Origin of the sequence: Pseudohalioglobus sediminis (assembly GCF_008370495.1) — a bacterium.
GTDB lineage: Bacteria > Pseudomonadota > Gammaproteobacteria > Pseudomonadales > Halieaceae > Halioglobus.
Genome location: NZ_VTUX01000003.1, coordinates 189,498 through 208,558 on the forward strand (window position 1 = coordinate 189,498; position 19,061 = coordinate 208,558).

The 19,061-nt window shown below is 60.5% G+C and carries 20 protein-coding genes; 8 read left to right on the forward strand and 12 right to left on the reverse strand.

What is annotated here, in order from left to right:
• Positions 1 to 9 precede the first annotated feature (9 nt).
• The 7 genes from F0M18_RS07470 to F0M18_RS07500 all read right to left on the reverse strand — a co-directional run bounded on the left by F0M18_RS07470 (position 10) and on the right by F0M18_RS07500 (position 6,513).
• Positions 10 to 528, reverse strand: coding sequence for a 2,4'-dihydroxyacetophenone dioxygenase family protein (locus F0M18_RS07470; RefSeq protein ID WP_149610795.1), 519 nt, complete (start codon positions 526 to 528; stop codon positions 10 to 12).
• A gap of 110 nt (positions 529 to 638) precedes the next feature.
• Entirely contained in the window at positions 639 to 2,129 is a 1,491-nt protein-coding gene (locus F0M18_RS07475; protein WP_188109633.1) for an MFS transporter, read from the reverse strand.
• Positions 2,122 to 3,114, reverse strand: coding sequence for a Coq4 family protein (locus F0M18_RS07480; protein ID WP_149610797.1), 993 nt, complete (start codon positions 3,112 to 3,114; stop codon positions 2,122 to 2,124). The genes F0M18_RS07475 and F0M18_RS07480 overlap by 8 nt, the downstream gene beginning before the upstream one ends.
• Before the next feature lie 49 nt (positions 3,115 to 3,163).
• Positions 3,164 to 3,910 (reverse strand): hypothetical protein, encoded by a 747-nt coding sequence (locus tag F0M18_RS07485; protein WP_149610798.1) that lies wholly within the window; start codon positions 3,908 to 3,910, stop codon positions 3,164 to 3,166.
• 40 nt (positions 3,911 to 3,950) lie between these two features.
• Positions 3,951 to 4,808: an acetoacetate decarboxylase family protein gene (locus F0M18_RS07490; protein WP_149610799.1), complete on the reverse strand. Its 858-nt coding sequence runs from the start codon at positions 4,806 to 4,808 to the stop codon at positions 3,951 to 3,953.
• 38 nt (positions 4,809 to 4,846) lie between these two features.
• Positions 4,847 to 5,683, reverse strand: a complete 837-nt coding sequence (locus tag F0M18_RS07495; RefSeq protein WP_149610800.1) for an SDR family NAD(P)-dependent oxidoreductase — start codon at positions 5,681 to 5,683, stop codon at positions 4,847 to 4,849.
• Positions 5,684 to 5,688: 5 nt separating this feature from the next.
• Positions 5,689 to 6,513: an SDR family oxidoreductase gene (locus F0M18_RS07500; protein WP_149610801.1), complete on the reverse strand. Its 825-nt coding sequence runs from the start codon at positions 6,511 to 6,513 to the stop codon at positions 5,689 to 5,691.
• 210 nt (positions 6,514 to 6,723) lie between these two features.
• On the opposite strand from F0M18_RS07500, the gene F0M18_RS07505 reads away from it, so the two are divergent.
• Positions 6,724 to 7,389, forward strand: a complete 666-nt coding sequence (locus tag F0M18_RS07505; RefSeq protein ID WP_149610802.1) for a TetR/AcrR family transcriptional regulator — start codon at positions 6,724 to 6,726, stop codon at positions 7,387 to 7,389.
• Between the two features lie 13 nt (positions 7,390 to 7,402).
• Here the strand turns inward: F0M18_RS07505 and F0M18_RS07510 are convergent, their stop codons facing one another.
• Positions 7,403 to 8,191: an SDR family NAD(P)-dependent oxidoreductase gene (locus F0M18_RS07510; protein WP_149610803.1), complete on the reverse strand. Its 789-nt coding sequence runs from the start codon at positions 8,189 to 8,191 to the stop codon at positions 7,403 to 7,405.
• A gap of 147 nt (positions 8,192 to 8,338) precedes the next feature.
• On the opposite strand from F0M18_RS07510, the gene F0M18_RS07515 reads away from it, so the two are divergent.
• Complete coding sequence (locus F0M18_RS07515; protein ID WP_149610804.1) at positions 8,339 to 9,370, forward strand: UDP-glucose--hexose-1-phosphate uridylyltransferase; 1,032 nt, start codon at positions 8,339 to 8,341, stop codon at positions 9,368 to 9,370.
• A 4-nt stretch (positions 9,371 to 9,374) separates the two neighbouring features.
• Here the strand turns inward: F0M18_RS07515 and F0M18_RS07520 are convergent, their stop codons facing one another.
• From F0M18_RS07520 to F0M18_RS07530, 3 genes are read right to left on the reverse strand one after another with little or no spacing between them, the layout of a single operon-like run.
• Positions 9,375 to 10,400 (reverse strand): aldose epimerase family protein, encoded by a 1,026-nt coding sequence (locus F0M18_RS07520; protein WP_149610805.1) that lies wholly within the window; start codon positions 10,398 to 10,400, stop codon positions 9,375 to 9,377.
• A complete protein-coding gene (gene galK, locus F0M18_RS07525; RefSeq protein ID WP_149610806.1) occupies positions 10,400 to 11,581 on the reverse strand; it encodes a galactokinase in 1,182 nt (393 codons plus the stop codon). Before galK ends, F0M18_RS07520 begins: the two co-directional genes overlap by 1 nt.
• The gene (locus F0M18_RS07530) at positions 11,578 to 12,423 is read right to left on the reverse strand and encodes a phytanoyl-CoA dioxygenase family protein (protein ID WP_149610807.1); all 846 of its coding nucleotides are present in this window, start codon (positions 12,421 to 12,423) and stop codon (positions 11,578 to 11,580) included. The genes galK and F0M18_RS07530 overlap by 4 nt, the downstream gene beginning before the upstream one ends.
• Before the next feature lie 127 nt (positions 12,424 to 12,550).
• On the opposite strand from F0M18_RS07530, the gene F0M18_RS07535 reads away from it, so the two are divergent.
• From F0M18_RS07535 to F0M18_RS07550, 4 genes are all read left to right on the forward strand, one after another.
• Positions 12,551 to 13,921 carry a GH1 family beta-glucosidase gene (locus F0M18_RS07535; RefSeq protein WP_149610808.1) on the forward strand — a complete coding sequence of 457 codons (1,371 nt, stop codon included), beginning with the start codon at positions 12,551 to 12,553 and terminating at the stop codon, positions 13,919 to 13,921.
• 90 nt (positions 13,922 to 14,011) lie between these two features.
• The gene (locus F0M18_RS07540; RefSeq protein WP_149610809.1) at positions 14,012 to 15,229 is read left to right on the forward strand and encodes a saccharopine dehydrogenase family protein; all 1,218 of its coding nucleotides are present in this window, start codon (positions 14,012 to 14,014) and stop codon (positions 15,227 to 15,229) included.
• Positions 15,230 to 15,232: 3 nt separating this feature from the next.
• The gene (locus tag F0M18_RS07545; protein WP_149610810.1) at positions 15,233 to 15,550 is read left to right on the forward strand and encodes an antibiotic biosynthesis monooxygenase family protein; all 318 of its coding nucleotides are present in this window, start codon (positions 15,233 to 15,235) and stop codon (positions 15,548 to 15,550) included.
• Positions 15,547 to 16,071 carry a hypothetical protein gene (locus F0M18_RS07550; protein ID WP_149610811.1) on the forward strand — a complete coding sequence of 175 codons (525 nt, stop codon included), beginning with the start codon at positions 15,547 to 15,549 and terminating at the stop codon, positions 16,069 to 16,071. The genes F0M18_RS07545 and F0M18_RS07550 overlap by 4 nt, the downstream gene beginning before the upstream one ends.
• Before the next feature lie 70 nt (positions 16,072 to 16,141).
• Here the strand turns inward: F0M18_RS07550 and F0M18_RS07555 are convergent, their stop codons facing one another.
• The gene (locus tag F0M18_RS07555) at positions 16,142 to 17,257 is read right to left on the reverse strand and encodes an FAD-dependent oxidoreductase (protein WP_149610812.1); all 1,116 of its coding nucleotides are present in this window, start codon (positions 17,255 to 17,257) and stop codon (positions 16,142 to 16,144) included.
• Positions 17,258 to 17,573: 316 nt separating this feature from the next.
• On the opposite strand from F0M18_RS07555, the gene F0M18_RS07560 reads away from it, so the two are divergent.
• Together F0M18_RS07560 and F0M18_RS07565 are read left to right on the forward strand one after the other, a co-directional pair.
• The gene (locus F0M18_RS07560) at positions 17,574 to 18,182 is read left to right on the forward strand and encodes an OmpA family protein (RefSeq protein WP_149610813.1); all 609 of its coding nucleotides are present in this window, start codon (positions 17,574 to 17,576) and stop codon (positions 18,180 to 18,182) included.
• 245 nt (positions 18,183 to 18,427) lie between these two features.
• A complete protein-coding gene (locus F0M18_RS07565) occupies positions 18,428 to 18,937 on the forward strand; it encodes a fasciclin domain-containing protein (protein ID WP_149610814.1) in 510 nt (169 codons plus the stop codon).
• The last annotated feature ends 124 nt before the right edge of the window (positions 18,938 to 19,061 follow it).

The following is a 19,061-nucleotide window of genomic DNA, read 5'->3' on the forward strand; positions in this document are numbered from 1 at the left end:
GAACTTGTGCTACTCGCCGAAAACCAGGGTTTTGGGAGCCGGTTTGCCCATGGCGCCGAGCAGCATGCGATAGCCCTCAAGCATGGTTCTGGCGTCCACGACCATGTCCAGTTCCCCGTCATCCTGCAGTTGCACGTTGACACCGTGCACGGCGAACCACACAACTGTGGGGCCTTCCTGATCCTGTGGAATCTCGATGGTATGTGTGCACCCGGCCGGCTCAAAAAGGTAGGAACCCGGCTCATTCACTGCCTCAGGCGATTCCTTGTAACTCCAGCGTCCTTCCAGGGTAACCGCGTAAACCTGGCCGGAATGGTAGTGCGCAGGCACCTTGGCACCGGGGTGAAAGCGATTGAACACAATCCAGATGCCCTGGTTCAGATCCACATGCACCACCTTTACCTCGACGCCTTCCGCGATGGTGACATAGTCCAGCTCATCCGCACCCACGTGCAACGTATCGGTGTCCCAGCTGGGTATCTTTGGTAGTGTCACTGCTGCTACAGCGGATTGTTCTTGTTGCGACATATCAAACCTCCGTCTCCACCATGGGAGTTTATTTTTATTGAGCGTTTGCTCAAATATAGGCCACAACAAATACGAATGCAATAGCCGATAGGGCACGCGATCAGGATTTGTCAGGACTGTTGATAACGCTCGGCCAGCGCCGTACGAATTTCGGCATGTCGCTGCCGGCTGATGTTGTAGCGAGTGGCCATATAAAACGGCACGATATAAAACAACGGCACAATAATGCCGCCAACGACACCGAGCCTGAACACCGTCTCTGTAGCGACTGTATCGGGCGATGCGCTCTGTGGGAAACCGATCACGTAGTCCAGCAACAGGCCGGTGATCAGTACGCCGAAGCCGGATACTGCCTTACCCGAGAAAGAAATCGCGGCAGAAAAAACACCCTCCTGGCGCAGGCCGGTGTCGAGCTCCTGAGCATCCAGGGTATCGGCTACCATGGAGACGAACATGATGATAGTGACAGTGAGTGCGACGAGGCGAAAGACCTCGTTGACGATCAGTAATTGCAGCAACAGGGGCTCACCGTTGGCGGGCAGGATGTCCAGCAGGCGCAGGCTTATCACCGCGACGCCGTCCACCAGGGAAAAAACCATCGCCGTCAGCAGGATGTGCTTTTTATCGAAATGACGCTGGATGACAGGAATCATCGCCGAGCCGATCAGCGCACCGATAATGGCCAGTGTAAACCAGCGCAGGTCCTCGGAGGTAAAGCCCCAGAAGAAGGTGTGAAAGTAAATTTCAAAGGCGGCGACTATCCCGCTGAGCACCGAGGACACCAGCAGGCCGCCAAATAACACCATGAAATCGCGGTTCTTCACCGCGGCAAGCAAATCGCGAAAAGTTGAACCGAGCCCGAAGTCGGACTTGTGCAGCGGCTGCCGCAGGTACTTGATCTCGCCCATGGTGAGGATGGTGGTGAGCAGCACCGAGAGCAGTACCACCGCGGCCAGCACCAGGGCAAACACCGGGTAGGCTTGCGGATTCAGTTGGCCCACAGGGTAGGATTCGGAACTGGGAAAAATATAGGTCCAGGTCACCCAGGCGAAGACCACGGTCCCCACCGCGCCCATCACGTAACGGAAGGTGATGATGGAGCTACGCTCGGCGTAGTCGTCGGAGAGTTCTGCGAACAGGGCGCTCCAGGGCACCAGGAAGAGTGTCATGGCGCCACGTGTAGTGACGGCAAAACACAGCAGCCAGCCAAACAGGCCCCACTCCCCCAGGGCCGCGGGCGGACTAAACAGGCACAACAGCGATACCGCCAGCGGCAGTGCGGAGAGGTACATCAGCGGATGCCGTCGCCCCCAGCGGGAACGCAGGCCATCGGAAAACGATCCCACCAGCGGGTCGGTGATGGCATCGAATACCAGAGCAATCATCAGCGCCAGCGAGGCCAGCGATGCGGGCATGCCCAAGACCTGGTTATAAAGCAACAACAGGAAGGTGTTGAACGCCCAGTTCTTGAAGGTATCGGGCAGCGCGCCGATGGCCTGGTATAACTTTACCGAGACGGGAACCGGGCCCTCGCGCTCGGCGGCCCGCTGGTAGGCCTGCGCGGTATCAGCAGGCAGCGTTGCCGCCGTCGTCTCAGGCAACCGCCCTGCCCTCGGCGAATCGGCGCAGAGCCTCGGCGTCGGCGCCCGCGTCCACGCGCTCGAGCAGGTCTGCAAGCACCTGCTCGTCCAGGTTCACCAGGGTACGCACTGAGATTCCGGCCCGCACCAGTTGATCCATGTTGCGCATGCGCATGCCCGCGGCATCTTCGGCCTTGCGGTACCCGCTGGCGATCTTCTGCCCGAGGCGGCTCAGCCGCCACTGCGCAGTGTCAACGGCTTGTGTCAGGGGTGGCACACCCAGTTCTTCGCGCACCGCGGTGAGCGGCTGCGGCAACATTTCTTCGAAGTAGATATTGTGCATGGCGCGCGTGGTCGACGTCGCCAGCCCCCGCTCAAAGGCTTCCATCACGTGGGCCCGGTAGCGCTGCCAGCCTATGGACGGTGACATCATCAACCACGACACGCCGGCCCATGCCCTGGCCGCGCGCCTGGCCCCGCTTGCCTGCATTGCCTCCAGGCCCAGCGTGTAGCTGATGGTAAGCGCCTCGCCGGCGAGATCCGTGCCGTAGCCGCATAGCTGGTGCACCAGGTCGTGGGTGGCGTTGAAACGCACCAGCAGGTACTTCATGTCCTGGCTCCAGTCGAGCGTATCGAATTCGCTGCCACGATAGAGCAGGCCGCTGAGCATGTAGCCGGGCACGGCACCATCGACGCTGGCGTGGGCGTGGTAATGCCGCCCCAGTGAAGCCTCTGGCAAAGCGGCGAGCGCCGGATCACCCAGGGCGGCGCCCAGGTCCGGCCGATCACTGAGAATGCGCTGGCCAACCGGATGCTGGCGCATGTCCGCGACCCGAGCAGCGAACTCCGGGGCGCCGGTAGCCATTTTCATCTTCGGTACCTGGCTCGCGCCCTCGAAACTCACCGGGTTACGCAACCACCTGAGCAAATGGCGTAAACCTTTGAGACGGCTGACTCTGTACGTTCTCGCAGTCTCTGCCGACTGCCCGGCGACCTGATCGCTCATGTACTTCCTCCATACCCGGCCGGCTTGAAAGTGCGCTCCCAGACCACGGCTACCACGTTTCCAGAACCTGCAGCGGTTCCATGCCGATTTCCTTCACATCGCCATGGTAGAGACTCGCCGCGTGCCGCCCCTCGGGTATCAGGCGCGACCATTCAACGGGATAATCGATCTCGGCCTGGTGCTGCACGAAGTGGTTGCTCTGCACATCAATATACCCGTGATGCAAGCTGACATCTTTAATGGACGACATAGCGGTCTTGCAGTAGATAAGCTTGTTGTCTTTCACAGAGTAGGAGCCATCGTCGTCAACCTCCAGGACCGGTGCAGCAGGGTCTGCGCGAAACGCGGCGCGCATATAGGGTTTACCGGCCGGCAATAACATGTCCATGCTTGCGTTCTGGTCGTCAAACCGGTAGTCGAGTTGATACAGGTACTTGTTGTAACCGTAGTCCTTCAGGCCGTATATCCAGCCAAAAAAATTATTGATCAGGATATGGTTGAGATACCAGCGCTCCTGGCCGCCATAGGCCGCTCGCATCATCACCTGGAACTCGCGGTAACCGTGATCCGCCACTTCAATAAAATTCAGGACCAGCCGGGGTTGCTGTGGCATTTCCAGTCTCGCGGTTTCCATCTGCACCAGTGCCTCGTACAACGGATACGAATCAGTGGGCAGGGCAATTTCCGCCCGGCAAACGCGCAGTGAACCGGTGGGTTTGGGGCCGTTGCGGGCGATAAACGCACAGGACTTGCCCGTTAGCACCGCCGTACGTTGCAATGTGCTGAGCATGCTCACAACACCTCTCTCCTGGGCGTAAAAATGACACCCATGGCGTTCAAGGGTGCACCCCTTCTTTGGCGTAGGCCAGCGGCGGGGTGGGCCATTCGGCCACCTCTTCGCCCACCTCCAGTCGCGTGCGGGCATGATCACAGCGCTGTAACAGGAAAGGTTGCAGTTGCGCCAGTCCCAGTGTGCGCAGGTTGCTGGCCAGGCGATGCCCGGAGTCACTCACCTGCAGGTCGACCCGCCCGCGAAAGGAGGTCGTTACCTTCGCCTTGACCCGCGTCACGGTGCGCAGGATCTTGCCCTGGAAATTGGTATAGGTCAGGTAATCACTGCCTGGCAGGGTTATGCCCCGGCCCATCTCCCCGCGCGCACGCATCAGCGCTTCGCCGCTGTCAGGATCATCCACACCGAACTCGAAGTCCCGCTCGCCAAGCCGGAACGGTATCCTGGTTTCAAACTTGGGGTAGCCCCACAGTTCGCGACCGGCAGCCCGTGCCTCGGGTATGGTCACCGGCATCTCCAGTACGTAACCGGCCATCACGTTCCAGTCGTCGGCATTCTGTTTGAGCAGGTTGGGCAGGTAAAAACGCGCATCGGGCAGCATCTTCGGCCGCACCATGATATTGATCACGACCTCGTCGTAGGCACCCACGGTCACGTCGCGGTACTGGAAAAAGATCAGCGTCACCAGCGCCTTGCCGTTGAAGAAGCGGCAAGGCACCAGGCCGGTATCCTCGAGCACTGCCGCTGCCCGCTCCAGCGGCACCCAGTAGCTGACCTGCCGCAATGCCGTATTGAAGAACAGCATAGGCAGGTCCACCCGACCCTCAGTGGTGTGGTGGATGGTTCTGGGGACATCGAAATAGGGGTCCTGGTGCGGGTCATCCGGCATCTGCTGCCTGCTCATAGTCTCTCTCCTGCGGTGCTTTATTGATTGCGCTCGCGCTATTCACTGGCGCTCTCCTGTGCCGCCCTGGCACTGGCGCGACGCACCCAGCGCCCCATCAGCGTCAACAGCAACCCGGGCGCCACGCGCTCAAACAGGTACAGCAGTTTCGCGTCCACACCGATAAACAGTCGCCGCCGGCGCCGCCTGATAGCGCGCACGATCTGCTTGCCGGCACTGTCTGCCGAGGTGCCTCCGCGGGTTTCATCTGCCGCCGCGGCAGCGTCGCCCACGCCCAGAATGGCCACTGAATTCTGCTCCAGCCCGGTGCGAATCCCACCCGGAAAGACCGTCAGCACCTGTAACTCCTCCTCCGGGAACTCCTGGGACAGCGCCTCGGAGAAGGCACGCAGCGCGTACTTGCTGGCGCCGTAGCTGCTGTAGCCGGGGGCCGTGCTAAACGCGCCAATGCTGGCTACATTGACCAGTTGCGCCCTTTTTGACCTCCGTAACAATGGCAGCAGGTATCGCGTTGTTTTGACCGCGCCACCGAAATTGACTGCCATGACACGGTCAAACAAGTCAGCGGGCATGGCTTCAAAATAATCGAAAACAGCGGTCCCCGCGTTATTGACCAGTATATCCACGCGCTGGAAACGCGCCTCCAGTTCACCGCGCACCCGCTGCAGGTCCACGTCGGAGGTCACGTCACAGATGAAGCTCAGCGCGTCACCGGACAGCGGCGCGAAGGCCTCTACACAGGCATCCAGAGCCTCCTGACGGACGTCCAGCAAGGCCACCGTGCCCCCCTGCTCCGCCAGTTCGAGGGCCGTGTGCAGGCCAATGCCTGAGGCGGCACCCGTGACCACACATATACTGCCCGCCAGCGACTCCATCTTCCCTACTGCAGACCGTATTCGTTGCGCATGAGCTTGTCGCGCACCCCGGCTGGCAAACGCGCAAGAGCACGCAGCATGCCGTTCTTACCACCGCCGTGGACAACACGCGGCGCCTTTTCCGCCAGCAGTTGGGGTGTGATATGTGCAGCAAAATCCGCCGCCGACATGGCCGAGCCATCCTGGCCCTCGAAGCGCTTGCGGATGCTCTGGTAGAACCGGTGGTAACGGGACTGCTCGCTGGCAAAGGCCTCCACGCCCTCGCCGGAGCGGGCCTCTATCTCTGTACTCACCGCCGCGGGCTGCACGGTGACCACATCGATACCAAAAGGATGCACTTCCATACGCAACACGTCTGACAGCATGTGCAGGCCCGCTTTGGTCGCGCAATACGTCGCCGTAAACGGCACCGGCAGTTCCCCCACCACGCTGCCCACATTCACGATGCGGCCCCCGCCGGCATCAGCCATGTGCGGGAAAATCGCCTGTATCATCGCTATGCAGCCGGTCAAATTGGTATCGATCACGCCCTGCAGACGGGCAAGATCGGTTTCCACCAACGGTGCCGTGACACTCAGGCCGGCATTATTGACCAGCATGTCTACGCGACCCGCCCGGTCGTATACTTTTGCCAGCGCCGCCTGAATACTTGCCCCATCAAGGACATCCAGTTGCAGGGGGTGAAGATTGTCACGCGCGATATCGGCCAGGGTCTCCGGGCGCCGGGCGCTGGCGAACACTTCGCAGCCCGCGTCGGCCATGGCCAGCGCCAGCGCGCGGCCGATACCTGTAGAACAGCCGGTGATCAGGACGGTACGGGGGCGTGGCATAATTCTTTCCTCTCTTTCCCGGCTGCTGTGACGTTATTGTGGCAGCCCGGGGCGATTCGGGTTGGTCAGCCGATTAAAACAGGGCACAATTCCCACTAGCCCAGCGAACACTTATTGTTGAAAATATATCTTTTCAGTTGTCGCATGGCAAGCCAATTATCGGAAGCCCACGAGCGTTTAGCCGCGGACTTCACACTGCAAGGTGTATACATGAACAAATCCAACCGCTCTACCGCCACCCTGCCGCGAGGCGATTTCTCACGGGGGCCCGGCAAAAGCCTGACCAAGGAACAGCGTGACGAGGAGCGCCTGGAGCGGCTGACCCTTGCCGCCTTCGACCTGTTCACCGAGCGCGGTTTCAGTCATACGCCGATTGAACTGCTTTGCAGCACGGCAAACGTCTCCACACGCGACTTTTACAAGCTGGGCAAGAATCGGGAAGCGCTGATGGCGCAGGTGTACCAGCGTGTTGCGCGATTCGCGGAGACCTGCGTGCTGCAGGCACTGGCCAGTGCCCCGGTGGATGACTGGGACGCCCGCCTAGACGCCGCCATTGATGCCTGGGTGCACGCCTATACGCACGATGAACGCTACGCCCGCCTGTCCTACCTGGACTCAGTCGGCGTGTCCGATGAACTCGAGCAGATCCGGAGCGAAGCCCACGAACGCTTTGCTGCGTTGATTCGCAACGAGTTTCACCAGCGCTTCCCGGAAAACGACAAGGTACTGGCAGGCAAGCTGCCGGTGGCGATCATCGGCGCCTGCAACGAACTGGTGAGAGACTGGCTGGGTACCAGGCCACGACCCAGTCCCGAGGCGCTGACCCGGGAGATCAAACTCCTCTATGGGGTGATCATTCAGGGTTTGGAAGCCTGAACCACAGGCGCCACTAGTGCTGCGGGGACTTGAAGTTGCGAATGCCCTTTTCGCGCGATTTCTCCACGCTGGAAAGGAACACCTCCGGCAGCACCGTACACAGCTTGCCTTTCCACTGGTCTCCTCCGGGGAGATAGGTTTCCAGCGGCTTTTTCACCAGCACATGATCGACAATTACATCAGCAACTTCGCTCGCATCCAGGGCGCGCTTGCCCTCGAACGTCAGCGCCGCGCGGTCATCGCCACGCTGCTGCTCGAGCATGTCGGTTTTGACGGCGCCCGGGCACACCAGGCTTACATTGAGTCCATGGGACCGCAGGTCCCCGGCGGCAGCAATCGTAAAGCCGCGGACGGCGTGTTTGCTGGCGGAGTAAACGCCGTTGCCGGGTACAGCAAACAGGCAGGATGTCGAACCGATGTTGACGATATGTCCACTGCCACGCCCACGCATCAGCCGCGCGGCGGCATCGGTGCCGTAAATGACGCCCCGCACATTGACGTTGAGTTGCAGGGCCACGTCTGCCGGGTCCAGTTCTCCGGTCACGCCCGCACGCAGCACACCGGCCACGTTAATCAGCGCATCGACCGGCTGCCTCGCCCAGACCTCGGCGAGCACCGAATCCCAGGACCCGGCGTCGGCCACGTCCAACGCTACGCAGTCGACGCCTTCCCTCTCTGCGTAAACCCCCGCGAGAGCAGAAGCGTCGATATCGCAGGCGGTCACCCGATGCTGCTTTGCGCGACACGCGGCCACCACGGCAGCACCAATTCCGCGGGCTGCACCCGTTACCAAGACATGCATGCTTTGACCCCTTATCGCTGCGGCTTCATCGGCGCAACCAATCCTTTTTGAAACGATATCTTTTCAGCTGGCGTTGCAGCTGTCAATATAGAGTTGTTGAGGGCACCCAGTGGTGCCACTACGCCACAGCCACGGCAGGACCCGAGCATGAAACCTACGGACTTACCGCATCGACGCCGCAACCCTCTCACCGGGGACTTCGTGCAGTTATCGCCCCACCGTATGCAGCGCCCGTGGCAGGGCCAGGAGGAGGCGAACGAACAGACGATGCGGTCGCGCTTCAGCAAGGACTGCCATCTCTGCCCCGGCAACCAGCGCAGTTCCGGCCTCGACAACCCGGTCTACACCGGCACCTATGTCTTTGAGAACGACTTCCCTGCGCTGCTCGAAAAGGCAGCTCCCGGGGTTGCGGATCACCCACTGTTACAGCAGGAAAGCGCCCGCGGCTGCTGTCGCGTCATCTGCTTCTCGCCGCGCCATGACCTGACCCTGGCGGAGATGGCTGAGACAGATATCGTCGGCGTGATCGACACCTGGGCAGAGCAACACACAGAGCTGTCTGCCAGTTACCGCTGGGTGCAATTGTTTGAAAACAAGGGCGCCATGATGGGCTGCTCCAGCCCACACCCCCACGGGCAGGTCTGGGCGACGAGCGCACTGCCCAACGAGGCAGTAAAAGAACAACACAGCCAGCAGGGCTACTGGAGCGAACACGGAAGGGCCATGCTGCTGGACTACGCCGAACTGGAAGTGCAACGTGAGGAGCGGGTCGTCGTCGCCAACGATGAATGGCTGGTAGTAGTGCCCTTCTGGGCAGCCTGGCCGTTTGAAACCCTGCTGCTGCCGCGTTTTGCGGTTGCTCGCATCGATGCGCTGACGGCGACCCAACGACAGAGCCTGGCAGCCATACTGAAACGGCTGCTGGTGCGTTACGATAACCTGTTCGCCACCAGCTTCCCCTATTCCATGGGGTGGCACAACGCACCGGGGCCTGACACAGGGGACGCGCGGCACTGGCAACTACACGCGCACTTTTACCCACCGCTGCTGCGCTCGGCTACCGTGCGCAAATTCATGGTGGGCTACGAATTACTGGCGGAAGCCCAGCGCGATCTGACGCCGGAGCAGGCGGCGGAAAAGTTACGCCAGCAAGCGGAGCGGCACTACCGCGCTACCTGAGCGACTAGCGCAGCGAAAATGCATAGCGAGTATGTTGGTGATAATGCTCTCCGGGATGTAACCATACCGATGGGAAATGATCGTGGTGTACCGCGTCGGGAAACATCTGGGTCTCCAGGCATATGCCGCCGAATCGCGCGTAGGACGCACCGGCCTTACCGGGCACACCATTGAGGAAATTGCCGGTGTAGCACTGTATGCCGGGCTCGGTTGTGTATACCTGCAGGTACCTGCCGGACTCGGGGTCGTAGAGCTCCGCCGCGGGTTCCGGCTGGCTGCGGCGGGCTGCGGCGACAACGAAATTATGATCATAGCCGTCGGGCAGGACTTGCAGGTCGCGCCCCAGTGCCCTGGCACGGCGAAAATCAAACGGCGTATCCGCGACCGGCAGGACACGCCCGGTCGGAATCAGTTCCGGGTCCACCTCGAGATAATGCTCAGCATGCAACGCCAGCGTATGCTGCAGTACCGAGTCATGGCAGGCCAGGTTCCAGTAGCTGTGGTTGCTCAGGTTGCAGGGCGTCAGGGCAGAAGTCCGCGCACTGTAATCGATCTGCAGGCTGTTATCCTCAAGCAGCGTGTAGCGGACTGACACCGCCAGTTCACCCGGGTAGCCCCCGTCGCCATCCGGTGAGAGCAGGTGAAAATCCAGCGCGTTGCGCTCTCCGGCAATGGACTCGACCCGCCAGACGCGCTTGTCGAAGCCCTGATGCCCGCCGTGCAAGTGGTGTTTGCCGTCGTTGTGATCCAACTGCCATGTGCGCCCTTCCCGTGCATAGCGCGCATTGGCAATGCGGTTGGCGACCCTGCCCACTGTCGCGCCAAAGTACGGAGAGTGCTGGATATAGTCATGCAAGGTATCGCAGCCCAGTACCACGTCACCAAAGTGACCCTCTCGGTCCGGCACCCAGCATTGCATCAGGGTGGCGCCGTAATCCAGCAATCGCACCGCCATACCGGCCGTATTGCGCAGGGTATAGACATACACCGCCTCTCCCGCGGGCGTCAGCCCAAACAGATCCTGCTGCATCAGCTCAGCGTTTCCTGTGCCAGCAACCCCGCCCCCGGCGCCGGTTGCACCGGGTAGATATCCGCTTCTATACCGCTGGCGTGGCGATAGCCTGAGCCTGTCGCCGCGATGAACTCATTGACGTCGGCGCTCGCCACCAGGGCCAGCATGCAGCCGCCAAAGCCAGCGCCGGCCTGGCGTACCCCGACCACCCCGGGTGCCGCCATAGCCGCCGCGTACATCTGCTCCATCTCGGGAATAGTGATTTCGTAGAGGCCCCTGGCTCCCGCGAAGGATGCCGCGCACAGCTCGCCAATGACTTGCAGGTCCCCATCGCGCAGGGCATCAGCCATGCGCAAAACCCGCGCGTTCTCTTCCACCACGAAGCGACAGCGCCGCGCCACCAGCGGATCCAGGAGCGTGGCAAGCGTATCGAACTGGTCCGGCGTCAGGTCGCGCAGGCAGGTGATCTCGGGCCGGGCCCGGCGCAGCACCGCCATGCCCTGCTCGCAGCTGCTGCGCCGCTCGCCATACTCGGAACCCGACAACTCCCGATGCCTGTTGGTATTACAGATCACCGGCACCAGACCAGCGGGTATCGGGGCGTATTGATGGCGCAGGTCACGACAGTCCAGCAGTAGCATGGAGCCCTGCTCACCGAGGATCACACTGTACTGATCGAGAATGCCACAGTTGACACCAACGGTTTCGTTCTCGGCGCGCTGGCACAGCAGCGCCATGCGCACCGGCTCCATGACAGTACCGGCGAGTGTTGTCAGCAACACGGCGCTCGCCGCCTCCAGGGACGCTGACGAACTCAGGCCACTGGCAATCGGCACCGTTCCGTGTACCAGCAGGTCACAACCCCGCAGCGTCATACCTTCATCCTGCAGCGCCCTGATCACCGCCTGTACATACACCGGCCAGCCCGCGAGCGGGGAGGCCGGCACTGCTGAGAGATCGAGTTCGGCAGCTTCGGGCAGGTTCAGGGATGCCATGCGCACCCGGCTGTCATTGCGCGGCGCCGCAGCGATCCAGGTATCGCGATCAATAGGCACGGTGAGCACGAAACCACCGTTATAGTCGGTATGACTACCCATGGCATCCACGCGGCCAGGCGCGCGCACCCAGTGCGTGGCACTTCGAGAAAACCGTTGCTGAAACGCATCGGCCATGCGCTGGCGGCGCTGCACGCTGTTCACTTGCGGGCTACAGGCGCCTTGGCGCGGCTATAGGTCAGTGGGTTGAGTTCGCTGGCCACCGCGTCGCCAGGGCGCAAGCCGGGCATCCAGCGCGTGATATCGCGTGCCTGGTTGGGATTGACCGGCTCGGTGACGCGGCACCCGTCAGCCACCCAGATCACGGTCATCACCTCACGCATCAGGCCACTGCTGTTACCGGGCGCGGCATGCAGTGTCCAACCGGCATGAAACGTAGCATCGCCGGCGCGCATAGCGGGCTCGGACACAATCGGGTAGCCCTGCTCACGCACATGGTTGTCCAGCACCTCCTCGGACTGGTCAGAGATGGGCAGGTGGCCGAGATAACCCTTGCGGTGCGAGCCGGAAGCGAACTGCAACATGCCCATATCCCGGTGCAGGTCGACCAGGGGCAGCCACATGGTGATGGCATTGACGGTGTCTATCGGCCAGTAGTACTGGTCCTGGTGCCAGGGTGTGGGGCCACCCCCCGGTTCCTTGAACAGCGCCTGGTCATGGTAGATACGCACACCCTCAACACCCATCAGATCAGCCGCGACCCGTCCCAGCTGCGGCGACAACACCTGTTCCGCCACCTCTTCATAACGCGCCCACAAGTTCATGTGTTTGAGAAAGGCCTTGCCGTAGGTATCACGCTCTTCCAGGGGCGACACCGATGCCGCGTCAAGATCTCGCTGCACCGCCGCCGTGACCGCATCGCGCATAGCCGCCACTTCAGTCGGGGAAAGCAGCTCCCGGACAGTGACGTGCCCGTCGCGCCGATAGTCTGCCGCAGCATCACCATTGCACACACCACCGTCAACTGTTTGCTGTTGGGTGTTCATCACTCGCATTTTTCTCCGTATCGGCAGCGCCTGCCGGTGACATGAAAATAATTCTTTTCATTTGAACATGCAAGCCGTAACCTTTGCGAAAAAAAAAAAGCATCAACCGCTGTCATGGAGAAAGTGTATGCCCGATAACAACAAACTGGCGTTTCCAGACGATTTCCTCTGGGGCAGTGCAACCGCCGCCTACCAGATAGAGGGCGGTGTCTGCGAGGGTGGCCGCGGTGCCAGCATCTGGGACAACTTCTGCAAGCACCCGGGGAACATTGATGATGGCACCGATGGCGCCGTCGCCGCCGACCACTACCATCGCTGGCCGGAAGACGTCGGCCTGATGAACGAGATAGGCCTGCAGGCCTATCGCTTCAGCCTGGCATGGCCGCGCATCTTTCCCCTGGGTGATGGCGAACCGAACGCCGCCGGGCTGGATTTTTATGACCAGTTGATCGACGCACTGCTGGCTCATGGCATTGAGCCCTGCCCTACCCTGTTCCACTGGGACCTGCCGCAGGCCCTGCAGGATCGTGGCGGCTGGGCCGACCGTCGCACCGTGGAGGCCTTTGCCCGCTACGCGGAGACCGTGGCCGCGCGGTTCGGCGACCGGGTGACGCGCTGGTTTACGCACAACGAGCCCAACGTTCACGCCTTCAATGGCCACCTGCTGGGAAATCATGCCCCGGGGCTGCAGGATGTCAGCATCTATCTGTCCACCGCGCACCATCTGAACTTGTCCCACGGCCTTGCCGTCAATGCCATCAGGTCACAGGCCAGCGGTGCCCGGGTGGGCCTGGTCACTCACCAGGCCCTGTTTGAAGCGCTGACTGACACAGACGCTGACCAACAGGCCGCGGCCTTCTCCGATATGGCTTTCAACGGTCTGTTCCTCGATCCGATAATGACTGGTCAGTACCCGGAAGCGATCCGGCCGATGCTGGACGCCGCGAGTGTCAATGCGACCGATGAGGACATGGCTGTGATCGCCACACCAACGGATTTCCTTGGCGTCAATCACTATACCCGCTACTGGACGCGACACGACCCGGAGAGCGAGACAGGCGCGAGCATCATACCTGAACACCGAGTCACCGGAGCCGGCTACACCGACATGGGCTGGGAGATCTATCCCCAGGGCATGTACCGCGTGCTGATGCGCCTGTGGCAGGACTACGGTAAACCCCTGCTGATCACCGAAAACGGCGGTGCTTTCGCTGACAATTTGGTCGTGGAAGATGGAAGGTCCGCGGTCCACGATAGTGAACGCATCGACCTGCTAGATAGCTACCTGCGCGCGGTGCATCGCGCTGTGCAGGCAGGCTGCGATATCCGCGGCTATTTTGTATGGACAACTCTCGATAATTTCGAGTGGGCGGAAGGCCTGCAGAAACGTTTCGGACTGATCCACGTGGACTACGCGACCCAACAGCGCACGCTGAAGGACAGCGCGAGGTGGTATGCCGAGGTCATCGCCCGCAACGGCCTGTCGGCGTCATCTTGAGGACGCCGGAGGCAGCGCCAATCTGCCTGAACAGGCGTATCATCCTCTGTTAACCTGTATATGGGCATTACAGAACCGCGGAGTTCGACAATGTATGACGTGATCGTTTACGGCGCCACCGGCTTCACCGGCGCACTGGTGGCCGAATATCTCAACAACGCCTACGGCAGCGACGGTGACCTGCGCTGGGCTATCGCCGGGCGCTCCGCCGCCAGGCTCAAGGAGGTGCGCACGCGCATCGGCGCGTCGGAGAAGGTCGGCATCGTTATCGCCGATGCCAGTGCGCCCGAATCCCTGCGCACCATGGCTGCGCGCACCCGTGCGGTGATCACCACGGTGGGGCCCTACCAGTTTTACGGCGAACCGCTATTGCTCGCCTGTATCGAGAACAACACCGACTATGTGGACCTGTGCGGCGAGGTCGGCTGGATGTCGGAAATGATCGAGCGCTACGGCGAGCAGGCCGCTGCCAGCGACGCGCGCATCGTATTCTCCTGCGGTTTCGACTCAGTGCCCTTCGACCTCGGCGTGTTCACGCTGCAGCAACTGGCGCAGGCGCACAGCGGCCAGCCGCTGACGGCGGTAGGCGGGCGCGTGCGCGATGCCAAGGGCGAACTCTCCGGCGGCACCATCGCCAGCGGCATCGCCACTTTCGAAACCGCGGCGCGCGACGAGGTCTATCGCCAGCGCGTGGAAAACCCGTTTTCACTGGTGCCGGGGTTTACCGGTGCACCCCAACCGGACGACAGCGCGGCCAAATACGACGCGAACATCGCTTCATGGGTGGCGCCATTCGAAATGGCCACCATCAACACCAAGAACGTGCACCGCAGCAACGCCCTGCTCGGCCATGCCTACGGTCAGGATTTCCGCTACGACGAGATGGCCATGACCGGCGATGGCAAAGCCGGCCAGCGCAAGGCCAAGGCTATCGCCGCCCGCGTGCGGCTGACGGAAAAAGTACTGGCCATCAAGCCATTGCGCACCTTGCTGCAGAAAACGGTGCTGGCCAAGCCGGGAGAAGGCCCGTCCCGGGCAAAGCGCGATGCCGGCTACTACGACCTGCTGTTCGTGGGTACCACACAGGCGGGGGATACACTTGCCATCTGTGTGCACGGGGACGAGGACCCCGGCTACGGGTCTACCTCGAAAATGCTCAGCGAAAGTGCGCTGTGCCTGCTGTGGGACCTGCCCTCACGCAAGGCGCTACCCGGCGGCATCTGGACACCGGCCGCGGCAATGGGCGACAAACTGGTCCGTCGACTGACAGAACACGCCGGCATCACCTTTACGGAGGAGGCCGTTTGAGCCATGCACTACATCTTCGAGATACGCCTGAAGCCGGGCTATACAGCAGAGCAGTACGCCGAGGGCTGGCTTGAGGCCAGCCGCATTATCCAGCAGGCACCGGGTGCGCGTGGCACGCGCCTGCATCGCAAGATCGGCGAGCCCGACGTGCTTCTGGCTATCGCCAGCTGGGAATCGAAGGCCAGGCGTGACGAAATGGAGAACACTCACGACCCGCGGGTGCAGGCGATAATAGACAGCCAGATGCCCCATGTGGAATTTCGCCTGATCGGCGAATTTGAGGCCCCCGAGTGGGAAGTCATTCCCCCGGGTTTTACATGAATTCGCTGCACCGCGTGTACACCTATACGCTGGCATCGACAAAGCCGGATCGACAAGTGCCCGGGATTTACACCTCTCGCATCCAGCTGCGCATGTTGTGCGCTATAGGTACAGCGGTGTGCCTGTTGCTGCCATTTGAATCCAGCGCGCAGCCCACAGACGCCGTGCGCCTGTCTTCGGCGCAGATACAACAGGCATTTGCCAACGTCTGTGACCGGGCCCGCGTGCAGGACACCGCGGGCACAACCGCAGTCAACCCGTGGTTTGCAGATGGCCGGATGAGCAGCCAGTGGAACAACGGCAAGTATGCCGGCGAGATACGCGGCAGGTGGCATACACAAGATGACCTGCGCTGTGTGACGATCACTGCCGGTATGCCAGAACTGGAAAACACCACCCGCTGCGGACCCATCTACCGGCTTGGCGCCGAGTACTTTTCAGTCAGCGCTGATGGCAGCGTACATGGGATTCATCAACTCTCGTCGATGCAGCAGGCTGCACTGACGCCTTGCGGTAAGTAGTGACACAGAAGAGTCGATTTGTCATCAGACCCGCTGTCAGCACGATGCCCTGTCGGCCCCGTTGCGGCGTTCAGGGACTCCCGAAACGCAGTGACAACTGCACGAACCGCCGCACCCTGGTCAGCAGTGGCGGCCGCTCCTGTGAACCGTAGTCCTCATAGAACCAGGATTTCAGCGAATTCCTGTCGCTATCTACCTTGCACCGGTTGCGGTAATAGGCAGCAACGTCATCCGCACTGATAACACGCTGGTTACGCCACCTGGGAATGAAATCCTCGCTCAGGGTTTGCACGTCGATCAATACCTTGCTGAGGCCCGAACCCGTGGCCGGGCTGACGCTCTGGAACGCATCGCCCACCACGACTACCGCCGGCAGCACTTGTTCTTCGAGTCGATAATAGGTCGTGGGCATCACCTGCACCCGCGAATCGAGGACCACGTCACCGAGGTATCCGGGAAGATCCGGGAACAGTTTGTTAAGTGTCGCCAGCGTATCCTGGCGCAGTGAAGTGGCCAGCGGATCAGAGCGCCGCATACGGGTAAACAGGTTCACACGCATTCTGCTGCCAATGGGAAATACGGTCAGGTACTGCACGCCATTGGGCATATCCGGCAAAAAATAGTTCAGGCCATTGAAATCGAAATCCAAACCATCTTGCCTGCGGATATCGAAACCAAAGCTCAATGACACGAGGTCATCATGCTGTTGTCGGGGTATACCAATCGCACCAATGAGCTTGTTGTAATCGCCACAGGCCAGTACGACCAGCCTCGCGACAACTTCCTCTCCGTTACTCAACACTATCCTGGCGACATCGCCCGGGACAATCTCGCTGGCAGTCTCGTGAATACAGGTTACTTCCGAGGGCAGATTGTCGCGCAATGAATTGATGGTATCGGAATAGGATATCCCATACTGCTCAACCGTATCGACCTCAGAGACGTTGCCACCGCTGATTCTGAGGGTCTTGCCGATCGGCTCACATTTTGGCGAGCGAAACTGCAATGTGCCCAGGTCGCGCATAACGCTTGCCTGGTCTGGCTCAATCTTTTCAGCGCGAAAAATATCCGGACAGGTTGTGCGCTTGTCGACCACGGCCACATCCAGCCCTTGCGCGGCGGTGGCATGAGCCAGGTTGAGGCCGGCAAAACCGGCGCCCACGATGGCAATATCAAACTGCTGCATGCTTTACCCCAAGGCCAGCGAAGTACAACTGTTGCCTGCCACATCTACGGCACAAACACGCCGTTCATCGGCGCGTCCGTCCCTGGATACGAATAAACAATCGTTTCATTATAGCCAATCCTGGATAAGTAGATGATCGTGAATAAAACCGGTAAATTTGCCACTGAATCATCAGTCCGTTTCTCACAGTCCACTACCGTAGAGGGGCCAGCCTATTCGACGTTGGTCGCGTTCAACTGCGTCCGCGTTATGACTAAGATTGTGCTAGCGTGAAACCATTTGCGTTCAGACAATACTTTTACAAGGAGCGGTCATAATGAAAAACTTCGAGCTCAAAGCCGCCATAGCGCTCATTGCTTCATCGGCACTGGTAAGCGGCATGGCGATTGCCCAGGATGGGAACACCGTCAAGGCATATGTGACAGACAATGCCGGCAAGTACGTGCGTGATCATGAGGGCAAGTGCGTGCGCACGGCCGCCTGGAGCAAGGAAACAGCCAACCGTGAATGTAACCCGGAATTGTTCCCCGAACCCGTCGCCACAGCAGCAGAGCCGGTATATGAGGCGGTGACACTGTCTGCAGAGGCCCTGTTCGCATTCGATAGCGCCACGCTCTCTGCGGCAGGTAAAGCGGCCCTGCAGGCACTGGGTGACGACATCCGCGCCAAAGGTGCGTCGGTAGTCGACATCGACATCATCGGCCACACGGACAGCACCGGGCCAGAGGCCTACAACCAGAAACTGTCTGAACGCCGGGCGATGTCAGTGCGCGACTACATTGTCAATGAGCGCGGCGTTGACGCCAGCATCATCGACGTGATCGGCAAGGGTGAAATTGACCCTGTTGCAGACAACAGCACCGCAGAGGGCCGTGCACAGAATCGTCGTGTAGACGTCAATGTGGGTGTGAAGGCACCGCAATAGCCGTCACCGACACCCCGGCAGTGCTCAAGAGCCACCCTCGCCGGTGGCTTTTTTTGTTGCAGGGTTCAAGAAGCCCGGGACGGCTGGCGATGGAAGGGGTCCGCAGCGTCTGCCACACAGTGGACATCCCCATCAGCGGCTAAAGAAATCGGCCGGGAGCATAGATCTAGCGCCGACAAGCTCGCGTAGATTCCTTACGAAAGAGTTGTTCTACTCTTTCGCTTGAATCTTGCGAGGACACCAGCATGACACTTTCGAAAAAACTGTTTTCCATCATTTTACTGTGCAGTGCAGTATTCGGCACCACCCTGGCGATGGCGGCTCACCATGGCGATAAGGCCAAACCCACTATCGTAGAAATCGCCGCAGGCAACGCGGATTTTTCCACTCTGGTTGCGGCACTTAAAGCAGCGGATCTCGTTGACGCACTCTCCGGCGAAGGTCCGTTCACCGTATTTGCACCCACCAATGAAGCTTTCGCCAAGCTGCCCGAGGGCACCGTGGAGTCCCTGCTGCTGCCCGAGAACAAGGACAAGCTGACAGCGATACTGACTTACCACGTGGTTGCCGGAAAAGTCATGGCAGCAGATGTGGTGAAGCTTAGTGAAGCCACCACGCTTGAAGGCAGCACTGTCGCCATTAGCGCTTCAGACAAGGGCGTAAAGGTGAACAACGCCAATGTGACTGCGACCGATATCAAGGCTTCCAACGGTGTGATTCACGTCATCGACACCGTTATCCTGCCAGGATCCTGAGTCACTCAACACGACCCGAAACTGCCAGCCTGGCGCAGCATTCAGCGCCAGGCCGGTTACGATGCCGCACCCGGCTGGCAGTCAGCAGCATGTTTTTGAACGGCCAGTAGAGCCGCGAGTACTG

Coding starts and splice junctions, on each gene's coding strand:
- F0M18_RS07470 (WP_149610795.1), bottom strand. CDS start 528: ATGTCGCAACAAGAACAATCCGCTGTAGCAGCAGTGACACTACCAAAG.
- F0M18_RS07480 (WP_149610797.1), bottom strand. CDS start 3,114: ATGAGCGATCAGGTCGCCGGGCAGTCGGCAGAGACTGCGAGAACGTAC.
- F0M18_RS07490 (WP_149610799.1), bottom strand. CDS start 4,808: ATGAGCAGGCAGCAGATGCCGGATGACCCGCACCAGGACCCCTATTTC.
- F0M18_RS07495 (WP_149610800.1), bottom strand. CDS start 5,683: ATGGAGTCGCTGGCGGGCAGTATATGTGTGGTCACGGGTGCCGCCTCA.
- F0M18_RS07500 (WP_149610801.1), bottom strand. CDS start 6,513: ATGCCACGCCCCCGTACCGTCCTGATCACCGGCTGTTCTACAGGTATC.
- F0M18_RS07505 (WP_149610802.1), top strand. CDS start 6,724: ATGAACAAATCCAACCGCTCTACCGCCACCCTGCCGCGAGGCGATTTC.
- F0M18_RS07510 (WP_149610803.1), bottom strand. CDS start 8,191: ATGCATGTCTTGGTAACGGGTGCAGCCCGCGGAATTGGTGCTGCCGTG.
- F0M18_RS07515 (WP_149610804.1), top strand. CDS start 8,339: ATGAAACCTACGGACTTACCGCATCGACGCCGCAACCCTCTCACCGGG.
- F0M18_RS07520 (WP_149610805.1), bottom strand. CDS start 10,400: ATGCAGCAGGATCTGTTTGGGCTGACGCCCGCGGGAGAGGCGGTGTAT.
- F0M18_RS07530 (WP_149610807.1), bottom strand. CDS start 12,423: ATGAACACCCAACAGCAAACAGTTGACGGTGGTGTGTGCAATGGTGAT.
- F0M18_RS07535 (WP_149610808.1), top strand. CDS start 12,551: ATGCCCGATAACAACAAACTGGCGTTTCCAGACGATTTCCTCTGGGGC.
- F0M18_RS07540 (WP_149610809.1), top strand. CDS start 14,012: ATGTATGACGTGATCGTTTACGGCGCCACCGGCTTCACCGGCGCACTG.
- F0M18_RS07545 (WP_149610810.1), top strand. CDS start 15,233: ATGCACTACATCTTCGAGATACGCCTGAAGCCGGGCTATACAGCAGAG.
- F0M18_RS07550 (WP_149610811.1), top strand. CDS start 15,547: ATGAATTCGCTGCACCGCGTGTACACCTATACGCTGGCATCGACAAAG.
- F0M18_RS07555 (WP_149610812.1), bottom strand. CDS start 17,257: ATGCAGCAGTTTGATATTGCCATCGTGGGCGCCGGTTTTGCCGGCCTC.
- F0M18_RS07560 (WP_149610813.1), top strand. CDS start 17,574: ATGAAAAACTTCGAGCTCAAAGCCGCCATAGCGCTCATTGCTTCATCG.
- F0M18_RS07565 (WP_149610814.1), top strand. CDS start 18,428: ATGACACTTTCGAAAAAACTGTTTTCCATCATTTTACTGTGCAGTGCA.